Origin of the sequence: Ensifer sp. Root142, from assembly GCF_001426785.1 — a bacterium.
In the GTDB taxonomy this organism is placed as follows: Bacteria; Pseudomonadota; Alphaproteobacteria; order Rhizobiales; family Rhizobiaceae; genus Ensifer; species Ensifer canadensis.
The window spans coordinates 887,307-902,793 of record NZ_LMFK01000001.1 but is presented as its reverse complement, the minus strand read 5'-3'; the positions used below and the strand labels follow the sequence as shown (position 1 = coordinate 902,793).

Sequence of the window (15,487 nt, the reverse complement as noted above, 5' to 3'; positions counted from 1 at the left end):
CGGACGGCGTTATCAGGCGTCGACGGCTTCCTTCAGAAAGTCGGCGGTAACGCGAGCCGTCAGCGCCAGCGACACCGCGCCTGCATCCGGATGGCCGATGCTCTTTTCCGCAAGCGGCCGCGCACGGCCGAGTTTCGGCGTCAGGCTGGACGTGGCGTCAGCCGCATCGCTGGCAGCCTTGGCCGCCGCCTCCCAAGCCTTGTTCAACGACTTCAGGTTTTCAAATTCCCGCTCCAACGTGTCGACGAACGGCACGAGGGCGTCGACCAAGGTCTTGTCGCCGACGCGGGCGCGTCCGAGACGGGTGACGCCGTCGAGCGCGAGCCGCGCACCTTCGACGATTGCCGCATACGAAGGCTTGTCGTCGTCGGAAAATGCGTTGCTCCAGGAGCGAAGAAGCAGGCCCCAGATTGCGCCCGACGTGCCGCCCGCGCGATCGGCCCAGGCATCGCCAGCCGTAGCCAGCACGCTGGCAGCACCTGCCCCAGCCGCGGCCGCAGAGTTCGCGGCCTCCTGGGCCGCCGCAGAGCCGCGGCGCATCCCCTGGCCATGGTCGCCGTCGCCGGCAAAGGCGTCGATACGGCCGAGTTCGTCTTCAGCTTGCTTCAGGGCATCGGCAACCTTGCCGATCAACCGGGCAATGCACTTGCCGCTTTCCTTGGATGCCTGCGACGCAGGCGCGAAGGTCGCGGGACCATCCTCATCGGAAATCGTATCGGTCGCCGGCTCCGCGTTGATGATCGCGCCCTTGCGCAGCACCGGTGCATCGCATGGCGCACGCCAGTAGGTTTCAAGCTCTTCGTCGAGCCAAAGCAGTGACAGCGAGCAGCCCTGCATGTCCAGGCTGGTGACGAACTCGCCGCATTCCGGATCGACGATTTCGAGGCCCGCCGCCTTCAATTCCTTTTCGACAGCGACCCAAAGAACGAAAAGCTCTTCGTACTTGGTCGAGCCCAGGCCGTTCAGCACCGGCGCGACCTTTGCCGTGCCGGCCGGACGTTCCGCCAGCAGTTTGCCGACAAGCAATTTCGCAAGCTCGGTTGCCGTTACGACGTTTTCTTCGCTGATGCCCGGCTCGCCGTGAATGCCAAGACCGAGCGCCATTTCGCCCTTTGGAACCGTGAAGAGCGGATGGTTCGCGCCCGGCAGGGTGCAGCCGCCGAAAGCGACCCCGAAGGAGACGGTGCGATCATTGGCAAGGCGGCTGACACGCTCGACCTCGTCCAGCGACAGACCGGCTTCGGCCGCAGCGCCTGCAATCTTGAAGACCACGAGATCGCCGGCGATGCCGCGGCGCTTGGGCGCCGTTTCAGCGGCGGCGCTGGCAACATCGTCGGTCACCGGCACGATGCGCACGTCGATGCCTTCGGCCCGAAGGCGTTCGGCGGCAACGCCGAAATTCAGGACGTCCCCGGCATAGTTTCCGAAACCGAGGAGAACTCCGCCGCCCTGGTCGGCATGACGGCAGACGCGCGCGACGGCAGCGGTCGACGGCGAGGCAAAGACGTCGCCGGCGACGGCAGCATCAGCCATGCCCGGGCCGACATAGCCTGCAAAGGCCGGATAATGGCCGGAGCCACCACCGATAACGACGGCGACCTTGCCCTTGGGCACCTTGGTCGAGCGCACGACGCCGCCCTTCACCAGGCGGACATTGCGGGCATAGATGGAGCTGAAGCCGGCGAGCGCGGTTACGGCGAAATCTTCCGGTGCGTCAAAGATCGTGGTCATCGCTACTTGTTCCTTAGTCGCGAGGCAGAATGCGCCTCAGATAGTCCCGATTGGTTGCGCTGACGGAGAGGCCATCGCCACCGTAATGCTCGCAGAGGAACGGGCTCTGGAACCCGTGGGAAAGCGCCATGCGAATGGCGGAACGGTAGTTGATCAGACCGAACTCCAGCGGGGCCGGATGGGTCACGATCAGCCCCGACGTTTCGTCCTCGGTGCGGTTGTAGTTCTTGACGTGCCAGTATTTGGCAAAGGGTGCAACCTTCGCCATCATCTCCTGCCAGTGCTCGACCGGACGATGCAGACGGATCAGGTTGCCGAGGTCGGCGTTGATGCCGACATTCGCAAGGCCGACGTCGGTGACGAAGCGCACCGCGCTATCGGCCGAACCAATGTAGGTGTCCTCATACATCTCGAGCGCCAGCTCGATGCCGAGTTCTTCGGCATGGCGGCCAAGCTCGCGGATGCGCGAGACACCCTTCTGCCAGATGGCAGCATCGTCAGGATTCTTGACGCCATCGACCGTCCAGAACCACAGCGCCTTCTTCTGCGCATCGGTCAACGGACCGAAGAAGCCGAAGGAGACCGAACGTGCCCCGATTGCGGCCACCGTATCGATGACCCGATGACCATAGGCGAGATACTCGTCGCCATGAACAGGATCGATGACGCTGCGACGCGCAGTCGAGATCCCCGGCATCGTCAGGCCGAGATCACGCGTCAATGCGACGAAGCTCTCAAGCCGTGCCGGTGACAAATCGGCAAGACGGATCCAGCTGTCGGTCGGGTCGAGCTCAGTGAAGCCGGCATCGACGACGTCATCGAGCGTCAACGCCCATTCCTCGACCGACTGGTCCTGAACCGAGCGGCCGTCTGCCAGCATGTTCGGATACTGGATCATGGCGGCCGCGATCGGCCAGGTGTCACGGTTCCATTTACGCGGCACGTTTGCCATGGCGTTTCCCCAATTTTTTGAAGTTTGGTGCGGCGGCTCCGTCAAGCCGCCGCGCTACCGTCGCCCTGCGATGTTGCATCATCGCGCTTGCGCTTGCGAACCAGGCCGATCAGTCCGAAGACGACAGGCGACAGCAGCATTGCCAGGCCAAGCGCCATCAATGACGAAACCAGCGCATTCGACCAGAAAATATTCAGCGATCCGCTCGACAGAAGCATCGACTGGCGGAAGGCATCCTCGGCCTTGTCGCCGAGCACCATGGCGAGAACCAGCGGCGCCAACGGATAATCGAGCTTCTTGAAGACGTAGCCCAGCACGCCGAAGCCGATGACCATGAAGATATCGGAGACGGAGTTTGCCACCTGATAGGCGCCGGAGAAGATGACGGCGACGATGATCGGGCCGATGATCGAGAACGGTACGCGCAGGATCGAGGCGTAGAGCGGCACGGTGGCGAGCACCAGGATGACGGCGACGACGTTGCCGAGATACATCGAGGCAATCAGACCCCAAACGAAATCGGGCCGGTCGGTAAACAGCATCGGACCGGGCGTGAGGCCCCAGATCATCAGGCCGCCCATCATGACGGCAGCCGTGGCCGAACCGGGAACGCCGAGCGCCAGCATCGGCAACAGTGCCGAAGTGCCGGCCGAATGGTCGGCGGTCTCAGGTGCTACGATGCCGCGCGGATCGCCCTTGCCGAACTTCGACTTATCGCGGGCCGAGCGGCGGGCGACGCCGTAGCTCATGAAGGATGCGGCGGTCGGGCCGGCAGGCGTGATGCCCATCCAGATGCCGATGATGGTCGAGCGTGCAATCGTCAGCCAATAGCGCGGGATCTCGACCAGTGTGCGGCCGATTTCAGCAAGCCGGACGCGCGCCTTGATGCCTTCGAAGCGCAGACCCTCTTCCGTCGTCAGCAGCAACTCGCCGATGCCGAAGAGGCCCATGACGGCGATCAGGAAGCTGACGCCCTTGATCAGGGTCGGGATGTCGAAGGTCAGGCGCAGATCGCCGGAGATCGTGTCCATGCCGACGGATGCGAGCGCAAAACCAACCATCATCGACACGAGCGTCTTGAACGGCGATTGCGCCCCCATCGAGATGAAACTTGCAAAGGCGAGGAAGTAGACCGCGAAATATTCTGGCGAAGAGAAGCGCAGCGCGAAGTTCGCGACCCAACCCGACAAAAGCGTGATCATGACGACGCCGGCAAGCGCGCCGATGCCGGCCGAGACGAAAGCCAGCGTCAAGGCGCGGCTCGCCTGACCTGCCTTTGCCATCGGATAGCCGTCGAAGGTGGTCGCCACCGACGAGGGCTCGCCGGGGATATTGAACAGGATGGATGTCGTCGAGCCGCCGAACAGCGCTCCCCAATACATGCAGGAAAGCAGGATGATGGCGGAGATCGGATCCATGGAGAAGGTCAGCGGCAACAGCAGCGATACGCCGTTGGGGGCGCCGAGGCCGGGCAGAACGCCGACGAGAATGCCGAGCGTGACGCCGACCATCATCAGCAGGATGTGATTCCAGCTGAGGATGTGGCCGAAGCCATCGATCAGAAGACCGATATTTTCCATGTCATTCCTCCCGGGGAAACTTTAAGCGGTCGGGATCAGTAGATCCCGAACCATGCCTCAACCGGTCCCTTCAAAAGCGGAACCTTGAAGCCGATCTCGAATACGATGAAGAAGAAGAGCGAAACGGCCACGCCCGCCGGCAGTGCGATCCACCACTTGTAACGCCCCTGGAAGAGCATCGCGCCGGCGATATAAAGCGCCGTCCCGACATAGAGCCCGAGCCAGGCGGAGACGCCGGCAAAGGCGACAAGAGGCAAGAGGAATGAGGCAACGACGCGGGCGCGCGCGCCGTCGATGAAGATATCACCCGTGCCGCGATGCTTCACGAATGCACCGATCGCATTCGCAATGCTTCCCAGAATGATCAGAACGCCGATGTAGAAGGGAAAATAGCCAGCCTCTGGGCCGAAATCGCTCCATCCGGCGCCGACATCGGAGGCGCCATAGCAGACGGCTGCGCCAAAGATACCAGTCAACGCGGCTACGCCAAGCTCCACCGCGAAGCGGGAGAGCCCATTCGCACTGTTCTCACTCATGATCGTGACCTTTCAAACCGGTTGACGGGCGCTGCCGTTAAGCGCGTCATACTTGACGCGCGGCGCTGTCGAGGCGCCCGTCCCGATATATCGCCTGTTTTAGTTGGCGAGCCAGCCTTCGCGCTTCAGAACTTCGCCGACTGCGGCGCCGTCCATCTCGATGGCGGCCTTGAAGTCGTCGCCAGCGATGTAAGCGGGAGACTGCGAGGTATCGGCGAGATACTTCGCCCACTCCGGCGTTTCGGAAACCTTACGCATCAGGTCCGCGTAGAACTTGACGGCATCGGGTTCAACGCCAGCCGGCAGCCAGACGGTGCGCGGCATGGAGTAGTTGTCGATGGCAATGCCCGTCTCCTTGCAGGTCGGGATGTCGCTCCAGCCCTTGTCGCCAGCAACCTTGGCGTCGTTCGTCAGCTTGACGCTCTTGAAGACGCACAGCGGCTTGACCATACCGGCCTGCCACTGGCCGAGGTTTTCACTCGGGTTGTTGACGTTGGCGTCGAGGTGTTCGCCGGCGAGCTGAACAGCCGCTTCGCCGCCGCTCTTGAATGGGATGTAGTTGATGGTCGCACCGGTCGCTTCGTTGATCATCGACGTGAGGATCTGGTCGACGTCCTTCGACTGGCTTCCGCCGATCTTCAGTCCACCTTCCTTGGCCTTGGCGGCGAAGTCGGCAGCCGTTGCGTAAGGCGCCTTGCCGTTGACCCAGAGGATGAATTCGTCGGAAGCAAGTGCTGCAACCGGCGTCAGGTCCTCAGCCTTGTAAGGGACCTTAGCGCGGACCGGCAGCAGGTAGGCATTGTTGGTGCCGAATGCCAGCTTGTAGGCGTCGCCCTTGTTGGTCGCCGTGTAGACGAAACCTTCGGCGCCGCCGGCGCTGCCCTTGTTGGTGACGACAACAGGCGCCTTCATCAGTTCGTACTTGCCGATGATCGCCTGGATCGTGCGCGCGAAGATGTCCGTGCCGCCGCCCGGGCCAGCCGTGACGACGAATTCAACCGGACGGTCCGGCTCAAAGGCCGACGCCGGAGCAGCAACGCCGAATGCGGCTGCCATGATGCATGCGATAGAAACGGATTTCTTCATATCTAGTCCTCCCGTTGAGTGAGATGCGGCGCAAGACCTCCTCCTGCGCCGGTAGTGGTTGAAAGCGTGCGAATTCAGGCAGCAGCCGAAAGGGCAGCCTTTTTCTTCGCCATGCGAACGGCGAGCAGAAGCGCCTCGCGGCTTGCGCCGACATCGGCAATGCCCTTGCCGGCAATGTCATAGGCAGTGCCGTGGGCTGGGGTGCAGAGCGGGAACGGCAGGCCGCCCATCATCGTCACACCCTTGTCGAAGCCCATGAGCTTCATCGCGATCTGACCCTGATCGTGATACATCGTCAGGACGGCATTGAAGCCTTCCTTGAGTGCGCGCACGAAAACGGTGTCGGCCGGGAACGGGCCATCGACGTTGTAGCCGAGCGCCTTGGCCTTCTCGACCGCCGGCTCGATGATGTCGATCTCTTCCATGCCGAAGCTGCCGCCGTCGCCGGCATGCGGGTTGAGGCCTGCAATTGCGATCTTCGCCTCTTCGTAACCGGCCTCCTTGAGGCAGGTCTGGGTCAGTTCGACCTCGGCGAGAATGCCCTCGACCGAAAGGTTGTCAGCCACGTCCTTGAGTGGAATGTGCGAGGTGACACGCGCATTCCAGACCTTTTCGAGGACGTTGAATTCGCGAACCTTGCCGGTGAAGCCGAGCACGTCGGCAACGAAACGGATCTCATCGTCATAGCCGGGATAGGCAAAGCGCATGGCCTTCTTGTTGAAGGGCGTGAAGCACACGGCCTCGGCCTTGCCGGCGTGGGCAAGCTCCAGCGCCGTGCGGAAATTGCGCGTTGCAAACGTGCCGCCGGCGAGCGTCGCCTCGCCGCGATCGACGTCTGCCGGATCGAGATGACCGAGGTCGACGAATACGTGACGGGCGGTACCGGCCTTGTCGAGATCCTCAAGCGTCGAGGACGCGAGATCGAGCGTCAGACCGGCAGCCTTGGCGCCTTCGTCCAGAATGCGGCGATCGCCGATCGTGATGATGTGTGCGGCCTCGCGAATATCGGGAAGGGCCAGCAGCCGCGCGGTCAGCTCGGGGCTGATGCCGGCGGGATCACCCATGGCAAGCGCGATGACAGGACGCGCGCCGTTACCGGCAGCACCATTGGTCGTCATGTGAGATGTCCTCCACTTCATGCTTTTCGCAGGCTGTCATACGTTATTCAAAATTCTGCATCAAGTCTTTTGTATTCTGTATGCAGCATTTTCTGTTGACGATGGCGAGCCCTGTCTCCATGCTTCAATCAGACAGTGCTGATTCAATCGGCACGCACGGGGAACGGATGGCCGACACGCGGCCACCAAGCGCAGAAGCAAAATGATGAACGAAATCACACCACTGGAGAGACGCGCCGACGGCGGCCCCGGCCCGATCAGGCGAACCGCTCTGCATGACACTCTTGTCAGCCACCTGCGCGACATGATCATTGAAGGTGACCTTTCGCCCGGTACGCGCCTGCATGAGGGCCAGCTCGGCGAGCAGCTCGGCGTCTCCCGCACACCCTTGCGCGAAGCCATCAAGTACCTGGCGAGTGAGGGATTGGTCGAACTCGTGCCCAGTCGCGGCGCCGTCGTGAAGCGCTTCAGCGCCAAGGACGTGCACGACATGCTGACCGTGTTGCAGACGCTGGAGGAACTTGCGGGCAAGCTTGCCTGTGATGCGGCAAGCGACGCCGGCATTGCCGAAGTCCGCGCGCTACATGACGAAATGGTCCGTCGCTACAAGGTCGGCGACCGGCTGCAATACTACAAGCTCAACCAGCAGATTCACTCGGCGATCGTACAGCTCGCCGAAAATGCGGCGCTCGCCGACATGCACAGCGTCTTGCAGACACGGCTGAAGCGCATCCGCTTCATCGGCCACGAGGGCCCGGAAAAGTGGGCAGCCGCGGTTGCCGAGCATGACGAGATGATCGTTGCGCTCGAAGCCCGCGACAAGGCCAAGCTGTCCGAAGTGCTCGGCCGTCACCTGATGAACGCCTGGGAGCGCGTTCGCGCTTCGGTTTGAAGAAGCGTCGCAGTCGCGTTCTAAGCTAACGGGCTCTTTCTTGCCCTGGGTCCTATTCTCAGGATCGACCCCATATATTGAGCGGCCCCGCCCTGTCCGTCGCCCCATGTATGGCGGCGCCGAGATGACATGTCCGCGATCCAACTTGATGCGTATCCCGGATACGCATATTTTGGCGAGGAAGGGGATCGGCGATGGCGTCTCGAGACAGGATGAAAAGGCACCCTGAGCGTAGTGGTGCAGCTGACCTCGTTCGAGTGGAAGTGCTGGTTCCGCGCGATAGAAGCAATGATATTGTCAGCGCCGCCGCAGGCATGCGCGAAGATCACAGAAAGCGCAAGGATCGTTTAGCGGAATATCTCAAGCTGGCGGCCGAGCGTTACGGCTTGCGAATATTCGACAATATCGACGTCGAGAGGCTCGATGATGTCCCAAGTCGGTCACGGGTCGTACCGAATGCGCTCATCGAAAGAGGCGACGCCAGAGCCTTTGCGATGGGAAGGAAGATGTTGTCCATACTTGACGACATTGAGACCCACGCCGTTTGACGCTTTCACTCCACGGCAGAGACAGCTCGGTCGCGCTCAAACCTTAGGGCCGCAAAAACTGCGCTCAATCGCTTCAGTGAAGTCCGCCGACGCCCAGCAATCGCTCGACGGCGTCGTGGTCGCTTGAAAGCGCCTGCGGCGTGCCCGTCCAGGCAATGCGTCCGCGCTCCAGCACGATGACTTGATCGGCGAAATCGAGCGCGCTCTGGATGCGCTGCTCGACCAGCACGATCGTCATGTCGCCGGTCTTGGCGAGTTCGGCAAAGGCCTTCATCAGTTCCTCGCAGATCACCGGGGCAAGCCCCTCGAGGGGCTCATCCAGCAGCAGGACCGACGGACGACCGAGGATCGAGCGCGCCGTTGACAGCATCTGCTGCTCGCCGCCGGAAAGCTGGCTGCCGAGGTTCCGCCGCCGCTCGTGAAGCCGCGGGAACATGTCGTAAGCCTCCTGCAGTGCGGTCTTCGGCCGGTCCTTGAGACCGACGAACAGGTTCTCCTCGACCGTCAGTGTCGGAAACACGCAACGCGCCTGCGGCACGAAGCCTAAGCCCTTGCGAGCGCGTGACGCGCTTGCCAGTGCCGTCACGTCAGCATCGCCCATGCGAATACGGCCGCCATAGCGTTTCGTCTGGCCGGCAAGCGTCGCCAAGAGTGTGGTCTTGCCCATGCCGTTGCGACCGAGAACGGCAAGCCGCGCGCCTGCTGGAACCGAGAACGAAATGTCTTCGAGCACCCGCGTCGGACCATACCCGGCCGACAGGTTTTCGACCTCAAGCGGCGTGGCTGGCATTGGCATAGCTCCCCAGATAGGCTTCTCGGACCCGCGGATCCTGGGTGACGTCCGACGGCGAACCGTCAAAGATGATGGCGCCAGCCGCCAGAACGACGACGCGCTTGGCAAAACGGAAGACCAGATCCATGTCGTGCTCGATCATCAGCACGGCCAGATCCGCCGGCAGGTCGGCGAGCGCCTGCTCGATGCGACCGGTATCGCTCTGCGGCACGCCGGCGGCCGGCTCGTCGAGCAGCAGCACCTTCGGCTTCAAGGCAAGCGCCACGGCGATTTCAAGCAGGCGCTGCTGGCCATAGGCGATCTCACTGACCTTGCGATGCATCAGTTCGCGAAGCCCGAGTTTGCCGAGCAGTTGCCCGACTTCGTCCATCACATCAGGCATCGAGAGAAAATTGCCGAACAGACGACCGGAGCGGCCGTCGCGCTGCAAAACGGCGAGCGCAACGTGCTCGGCCGGCGTCATGTCGAGAAACAGGCGCGTGACCTGGAAGGAGCGCACCAGCCCTCTCCGCACCCGGCCTATGGCATCGATGCCGGTGACCGTCTCGCCGCCGAGGCGAACTTCGCCGGAATCAGAGACAAGGTTGCCCGTGACAAGATTGACGAATGTCGTCTTGCCGGCGCCGTTCGGGCCGATTAGCGCCACGCGGTCGCCCGGCGCCATGCTGAGGCTCACGTCGTTGGTGACTGCCAAGCCGCCAAAGGCGCGCTTGAGGTTGCGAACTTCAAAGATGGGCTGCATCACTTTGCCTCCCGACGGCGGGCAACGAAGGCGGCTGCCGTTCCGTAAAGCCCCTTCGGCGCGAAGAGGACGACGGCAATCAGCAGCGCGCCGACCATCGTCAACCAGTGGAACGGATTGGCGGCGGAAACGACGTCTTCGAAGAACATGAAGACAATGGTGCCCGTGAGCGCGCCGAAGAGCGAACCGGTGCCCCCGAGAACGAGCATCACCAGGCTTTCAGCGGACATGGTGAAGGAGAGGCTGTCGAGACCGACCACCTGCGTCGAGATGGCGTTGAGCGCGCCGCCGACACCGGCCACGGCCCCGGAGATGACATACATCTTCATCAGAGCGCCCTTCGGCGATGCCCCCATCGAGCGGATGCGGATCGGGTCTTCCTTGATCGCCCGGCACAGCATGCCGAAGGGCGAGCGCACGATCAGCCGCAGGACGGCGAAGACGAGCGCGAGCAGCACCACGCCGAAGACGTAAGCCGTACGGCCCCACAGGTCGAACTCGTAGACACCGAGGAGCGCGCTGGGGGCGATACCGGACAGACCATCGCTGCCGCCGGTCCACGACGACGCCTTGTTGGCGAACTCATGAAAAAGATGGATGAGCGCGATCGACAGCACCAGTTGCGGCAGACCATGCGCTCGCAGGATCACCGCGCCGCAAAGGAGGCCGGCAACGGCACCGGCGGCAATGCCGAAGGCGAGCATCGCGAAGGGATCATTGATGCCGTAATGGGCCGAGACAATTCCGGCGGCATAGGCACCGGCACCGAACAGAGCCGCATGCCCGAGGGTCGCGACGCCGCAATAGCCGGTGACGAGATCAAGCGAGAGCACCAACAGCGCGATGGCGATGATGCGCGTCAGCAGCGCCAGATTGTTGGGAAACAGGAAGTAGCCTGCAATAGCGAGCGCCAAAATGACGCTAAGGCCGATCAGGTCGCCGCCGCCGAAGCGGCGCTTGCCCGGTGTCTGTGTGATCAGGTCGTTGGTGGTGGTCATGGTCATCCCTTGGCTCTCCCGGCAAGTCCGCGCGGGAAGACGCAGATGATCGCGATGACGGCCAGATAGAAGAAGAATTCACCGAACTCGGGCATCAGGTAACGGCCGGTCGTGTCGATGCCGCCGAGCAGCAGGCAGGCGACGAGCGCCCCTGGGATCGAGCCTGCGCCGCCGACCGAAACGACCACCAGGAACGTCACCATGTAGCGCAGCGCATAATAGGGTTCGACCGGCAGCAACTCGGCGCCGACGACCCCGCCGAAGGCGGCAAGGCCAACGGCAACCGCGAAACTCACGGCATAGACGATCTCGGTGCGCACGCCGAGTGCTGCTGCCATGGCCGCATTGTCGACCGAGGCACGCAGCTTCACGCCGAAAGCTGTCCTTTCGATCGTATACCAGAGGGCGATTGCCACCGCGAGGCCGCAAAGGATCGCAAAGAGCCGATGCGTGGCGATCGCGCGGAAGCCGAGATCGACAGAGCCCTGTAGCTGCGCCGGCAACGGCACCGTCTTCAGCGTAGGGCCGAAGACATAGTTGGCGATGCCGATGATGCAGAAGGTGATGCCGATGGTCATCAGCACCTGGGTCAGTTCCGGCGCCCCATAGATGCGACGATAAAGCAGACGCTCGATCGGGATGGCGATCAGGATCGTGCCGAACACGGCAAGCACGATGGCAAATCCATAGGCAAGGCCGAGGTCGCGCGCCGCGTAGGAGGCGATGTAACCGCCGATCATGGCAAAGGCACCATGGGCAAGGTTGACGACGCGCATCAGCCCCATGGTCACGGAAAGCCCGATGGAGATGACGAAGAGCACCATGCCGTAGGCAAGGGCATCGATCGCAATGCTGAAGACTGTTTGCATGGGGCTATCCGATACCTTTCGTTATCGATGACTGGCAGAGCGGCGGGACGAGACGAACCCATCCACGGCAAACAGCCGCACACGCCTGGTTCGTTTCCGCCTTCAACGGAGGACCGAAACGCTCCATCTTTTTATTTCAGGTATTCCCGAATGGAAAAACGCATCGCGCCCTTCCTGGAAATGCGTCCCTATCTTATGCATCCCCTGAGCGAAAACCGCTTCGGACTTTTCCTGGAAATGCTTTGGGACGCCCGGACCGCTCAATTCGCCGGACGCCGGTATTTTGTGGCCAATGCGGGCGGGGCTCAACCGGTGCCCCGCGTTGCCAAAGCGTCTACTTCAGGGCCGCCAGACCGGGATCGCCCTGCTTCTCGAAGGTCTGGACTTCCTTGTTGTAGTAGGTGCCGTCGTCAGCCTTGGTTACTTCGCGCAGGTAGATGTTCTGCGTGATGTGGCGCGATTCGGGATCGATGGAAACCGGCCCCCTCGGGCTCGTCCAGGTAAGACCCTTGACTGCGTCGACGGCTTTCTGCGCCTCCTGCTCGCCGCCGGTCGCCTCGATCATCTTGTAGATCACATGCATGCCATCATAGGCGCCGACCGAGGGGAAGGAGAGTTCGGCCGGATTGCCGATGGCCTTTGCGGCCGCTTCGACAAAGGTCTTGTTCTCAGGACTGTCGTGCGAGACGGCATAGTGGAACGTCGTCTGGATGCCGAGCGCCGCTTCGCCGAGCGCCGGCAGATCGGATTCCTGCGTCAGGTCGCCTGGAGCAAAGAACTTGATGCCGCCGCTCTTAAGACCGTTTTCGTTATAGGCCTTGACGAAACCAAGCGTGGTCGGGCCCGACGGCAGGAAGGCGAAGACGCCTTCGGCACCCGAGTCCTTGATGCGCTGCATGATCGGCGAGAAGTCGTTGGTGGCAAGCGGCATGCGAATGGCTTCGACGACCTGTCCACCGGCCGCCTCAAAACCGGCCTTGAAGGCATTTTCAGCGTCGACGCCCGGGCCGTAGTCGCTGACCACCGAGATGACCTTGGAGACGCCGGCATCCTTCGCCACCTTGGCGATCGGCGTCGAGGTCTGCCAGGTGGTAAACGAGGTGCGCACCACCAACGGGCTCTTGGTCACGATCGCCGACGTCGCCGCGTTCATGATCACCAGCGGCACGTTCGCCTGTTCCAGAAGCGGCGTGACGGCCATTGCATCGGGGGTGAAATAGAAGCCAGCCAGATACTGCACGCCTTCCTTGACGACCAGCTCCTGGGCAAGCGCCTTCGATTGCGCCGGATCAGCCTGCGGCACGTCGCGATAGATGATCTCGATATCATCGTCGCCGACCTTGCTGCCGTTCATCGCCATATAGGCGTCGATGCCAGCCTTGAAGTTCTTGCCCTGCAGCGCGAAGGGACCGGAAAAGGGTCCAACGACGCCGATCTTGATCGTGTCCGCATAGGCGGCACCACTCATGGCCAAGGCCGCGAGCGCGGCCAGAATTGTCCGTTTCATATTTCCTCCCTGTGGCACCGTCCACTCCCGTTGCGGCACCGTCTTCGCAAAGCAATCCAATTTTGATGTCTGTCAGTTTGCCATGCGAAACGGTGATGCAAAAATGAAATATGGGGTGGAAATCATAATTCAACAGTTATGTTTTGTCTTGGTTTTCGGTGAGCAGCAGCGTTTAACCATGGCACTAGCACCGGAGACCTGAATCCAAAAGCGTGTTGAACAAAGCGCTGCTATGACAACCCGGCAAAGACAGAGATTTAGCGTTTAACCCAAGGTGTCCACCGATTCCTCCCGGCACCGGCAGAATCTCGCCGCGTGACCAACCTTTGAATTCGAGATCTTCGGTGCGGGATACTTCTCAGCGAGCGCACTTCTACGCATGAATTCGCGCAGAAAATTCGTGCTGCGGCGAAGCGACAGCAGCTTCTACGAAGAATCTGCAATAGCAGCAGCGACTTCCAGCTCCACGAGGAGAGCGATGGTCGATGGCGCACCATCTGGCGCGGCGATCAACTTGTTCGCGTTCGCAGATAGGTTGAATCGAAAAAATTGAACACTTCATTCGTTCGCACAAACTTTGGTTTGGCGGTGGTCGTTCCGACCACCTGGGAAGAAGCCTAACGCCAATGAGCGCTCAGCCGTTCATAATACCGTAATCGAACTTTCATCGTTTCATCATTCGATTTGGCAGGGAATGTCACACTCAACTGTTAGCAAGCGCCCCGGCTCATCCGTGTCGCCGATTTTGGTGACCGCCATTCTGCAAGGAGCATTTTGCAATGAGAGACTCCGCCACCACGTTCGCACTTATCAGCCTGATGGCAACCGCCGCGTTTGGCCCTTCACCAGCAGCAGCCGAAACGACGAAATTCGAATTCTGGTACGGCCTTTCGGGTGATCTTGGAGAGCGGGTCCAGGAAGCGTGCAAGAAGTTCAACGATAGCCAGTCCGAATTCGAAATCGTCTGCACCTCGCAAAACGGATACGACACGACCCTGCAAAACACCATTGCGGCATACCGCGCCAAAAAACAGCCCGCGATCACACAGATCTATGATGCCGGCACCCTGGACATGATGCTGTCCGGCGCGTTCGTGCCGGCCAAGAAGCTGATGGCCGACAACGGCTATACAATCGATTGGAACAATTATTTCGGCGGCATCGCCAACTATTATGCGACCGCTGGGGGCGAACTGAATTCCTTCCCCTTCAATTCCTCGACTGCAATGTTCTATTACAACGTCGATGCGTTCCAGAAGGCCGGCGTGGACTTCAAGCCCGACACCTGGGAACAGGTCGAGGAAGCGGCCCGCAAGCTGAAGGCCGCCGGCTTCGAATGCCCGCTCGCTTTCAACTTCGACACATGGCCGCTCATGGAGCAGTTTTCGGCCATTCATAACCAGCCGATCGCCACCAAGGCGAATGGTTACCAGGGGCTGGATGCCGAACTCGTCGTCAACAAGACCAAGTTCGTCGATCACGTGAAGTTCTTCAAGAAAATGGCAGACGAGAAGCTCTTCGTCGTCAAGACCAAGCAGCTTGGCATGGATACCGTCCCCGCCTTCACGTCCCAGACCTGCCAGATGATACAGACCTCGATCGCCGACCATGGCACCATCGGCAAGTCCCTTCCCGAGGGCGTGAAGTGGGATGTCGCCATGTTGCCGGTATGGAAAGGCACAGAGCGTCAGAATTCGCTGGTCGGCGGCGCATCCCTTTGGGTGCTGGCTGGCCGTCCGGAAGCGGAATACAAAGGTGCAGCCGCCTTCCTCAACTACATCGCGACACCGGAAATGGCCGAGTGGTGGTCGACGGTGACGGGATACATTCCGGTAACGAAGACCGGTTTCGACGCGATGAAGTCCAACGGCTTCTACGACAAGGCGCCCTACAAGGGGCGTGAATTTGCCATCCAGAGCCTCTCGTTCACGCCGACGTCGGAAAATACCCGTGGCATTCGCCTGGGCGGCTTCACTCAGATCCGCAAGGAATTCGCAACGGCCCTCGAAGCGATCTTCATGCAGAATGCAGATGTGCAGGCCGAGCTCGACAAGACGGTCGAACGGGGCAACGCAGTGCTGCGTCGCTTCGAGAAAACCTACGCCGGTCAGACGCTGAACTAAAATCTGATCCGT

General features: G+C 61.3%; 14 protein-coding genes. 3 read left to right on the top strand and 11 right to left on the bottom strand.

The annotated features are described in order from the left end of the window. Nucleotides 1–12 precede the first annotated feature (12 nt). The 6 genes from ASD52_RS04260 to ASD52_RS04235 form a co-directional block, all read right to left on the bottom strand. Nucleotides 13–1,731 carry a dihydroxyacetone kinase family protein gene (locus ASD52_RS04260; protein ID WP_057223071.1) on the bottom strand — a complete coding sequence of 573 codons (1,719 nt, stop codon included), beginning with the start codon at nt 1,729–1,731 and terminating at the stop codon, nt 13–15. Nucleotides 1,732–1,744: 13 nt separating this feature from the next. After that, nucleotides 1,745–2,683, bottom strand: coding sequence for a sugar phosphate isomerase/epimerase family protein (locus ASD52_RS04255; RefSeq protein WP_057223069.1), 939 nt, complete (start codon nt 2,681–2,683; stop codon nt 1,745–1,747). 41 nt (nt 2,684–2,724) lie between these two features. Continuing rightward, nucleotides 2,725–4,263 carry a tripartite tricarboxylate transporter permease gene (locus ASD52_RS04250; protein ID WP_057223067.1) on the bottom strand — a complete coding sequence of 513 codons (1,539 nt, stop codon included), beginning with the start codon at nt 4,261–4,263 and terminating at the stop codon, nt 2,725–2,727. A gap of 35 nt (nt 4,264–4,298) precedes the next feature. After that, nucleotides 4,299–4,799: a tripartite tricarboxylate transporter TctB family protein gene (locus ASD52_RS04245; protein ID WP_057223065.1), complete on the bottom strand. Its 501-nt coding sequence runs from the start codon at nt 4,797–4,799 to the stop codon at nt 4,299–4,301. Between the two features lie 99 nt (nt 4,800–4,898). Next, complete coding sequence (locus ASD52_RS04240; RefSeq protein WP_057223059.1) at nt 4,899–5,885, bottom strand: tripartite tricarboxylate transporter substrate binding protein; 987 nt, start codon at nt 5,883–5,885, stop codon at nt 4,899–4,901. A 74-nt stretch (nt 5,886–5,959) separates the two neighbouring features. Then, entirely contained in the window at nt 5,960–7,003 is a 1,044-nt protein-coding gene (locus ASD52_RS04235; protein WP_057223056.1) for a 4-hydroxythreonine-4-phosphate dehydrogenase PdxA, read from the bottom strand. Nucleotides 7,004–7,208: 205 nt separating this feature from the next. Here ASD52_RS04235 and ASD52_RS04230 point away from each other — a divergent pair, with 205 nt between their 5' ends. Continuing rightward, nucleotides 7,209–7,895, top strand: a complete 687-nt coding sequence (locus ASD52_RS04230) for a GntR family transcriptional regulator (RefSeq protein WP_025429087.1) — start codon at nt 7,209–7,211, stop codon at nt 7,893–7,895. Nucleotides 7,896–8,089: 194 nt separating this feature from the next. Further along, complete coding sequence (locus tag ASD52_RS04225; RefSeq protein WP_057223055.1) at nt 8,090–8,443, top strand: hypothetical protein; 354 nt, start codon at nt 8,090–8,092, stop codon at nt 8,441–8,443. 73 nt (nt 8,444–8,516) lie between these two features. On the opposite strand, the gene ASD52_RS04220 is transcribed toward ASD52_RS04225, so the two are convergent. The 5 genes from ASD52_RS04220 to ASD52_RS04200 all read right to left on the bottom strand — a co-directional run bounded on the left by ASD52_RS04220 (nt 8,517) and on the right by ASD52_RS04200 (nt 13,352). Further along, a complete protein-coding gene (locus ASD52_RS04220; protein WP_057223054.1) occupies nt 8,517–9,233 on the bottom strand; it encodes an ABC transporter ATP-binding protein in 717 nt (238 codons plus the stop codon). Beyond that, nucleotides 9,214–9,978: an ABC transporter ATP-binding protein gene (locus ASD52_RS04215; protein ID WP_057223052.1), complete on the bottom strand. Its 765-nt coding sequence runs from the start codon at nt 9,976–9,978 to the stop codon at nt 9,214–9,216. The genes ASD52_RS04220 and ASD52_RS04215 overlap by 20 nt, the downstream gene beginning before the upstream one ends. Further along, nucleotides 9,978–10,982: a branched-chain amino acid ABC transporter permease gene (locus ASD52_RS04210; protein ID WP_156612879.1), complete on the bottom strand. Its 1,005-nt coding sequence runs from the start codon at nt 10,980–10,982 to the stop codon at nt 9,978–9,980. The genes ASD52_RS04215 and ASD52_RS04210 overlap by 1 nt, the downstream gene beginning before the upstream one ends. Then, nucleotides 10,979–11,845, bottom strand: coding sequence for a branched-chain amino acid ABC transporter permease (locus tag ASD52_RS04205; RefSeq protein WP_057223050.1), 867 nt, complete (start codon nt 11,843–11,845; stop codon nt 10,979–10,981). Before ASD52_RS04205 ends, ASD52_RS04210 begins: the two co-directional genes overlap by 4 nt. Before the next feature lie 334 nt (nt 11,846–12,179). Beyond that, the gene (locus tag ASD52_RS04200) at nt 12,180–13,352 is read right to left on the bottom strand and encodes an ABC transporter substrate-binding protein (protein WP_057223047.1); all 1,173 of its coding nucleotides are present in this window, start codon (nt 13,350–13,352) and stop codon (nt 12,180–12,182) included. 818 nt (nt 13,353–14,170) lie between these two features. On the opposite strand from ASD52_RS04200, the gene ASD52_RS04195 reads away from it, so the two are divergent. After that, complete coding sequence (locus ASD52_RS04195; RefSeq protein WP_244497421.1) at nt 14,171–15,475, top strand: extracellular solute-binding protein; 1,305 nt, start codon at nt 14,171–14,173, stop codon at nt 15,473–15,475. The last annotated feature ends 12 nt before the right edge of the window (nt 15,476–15,487 follow it).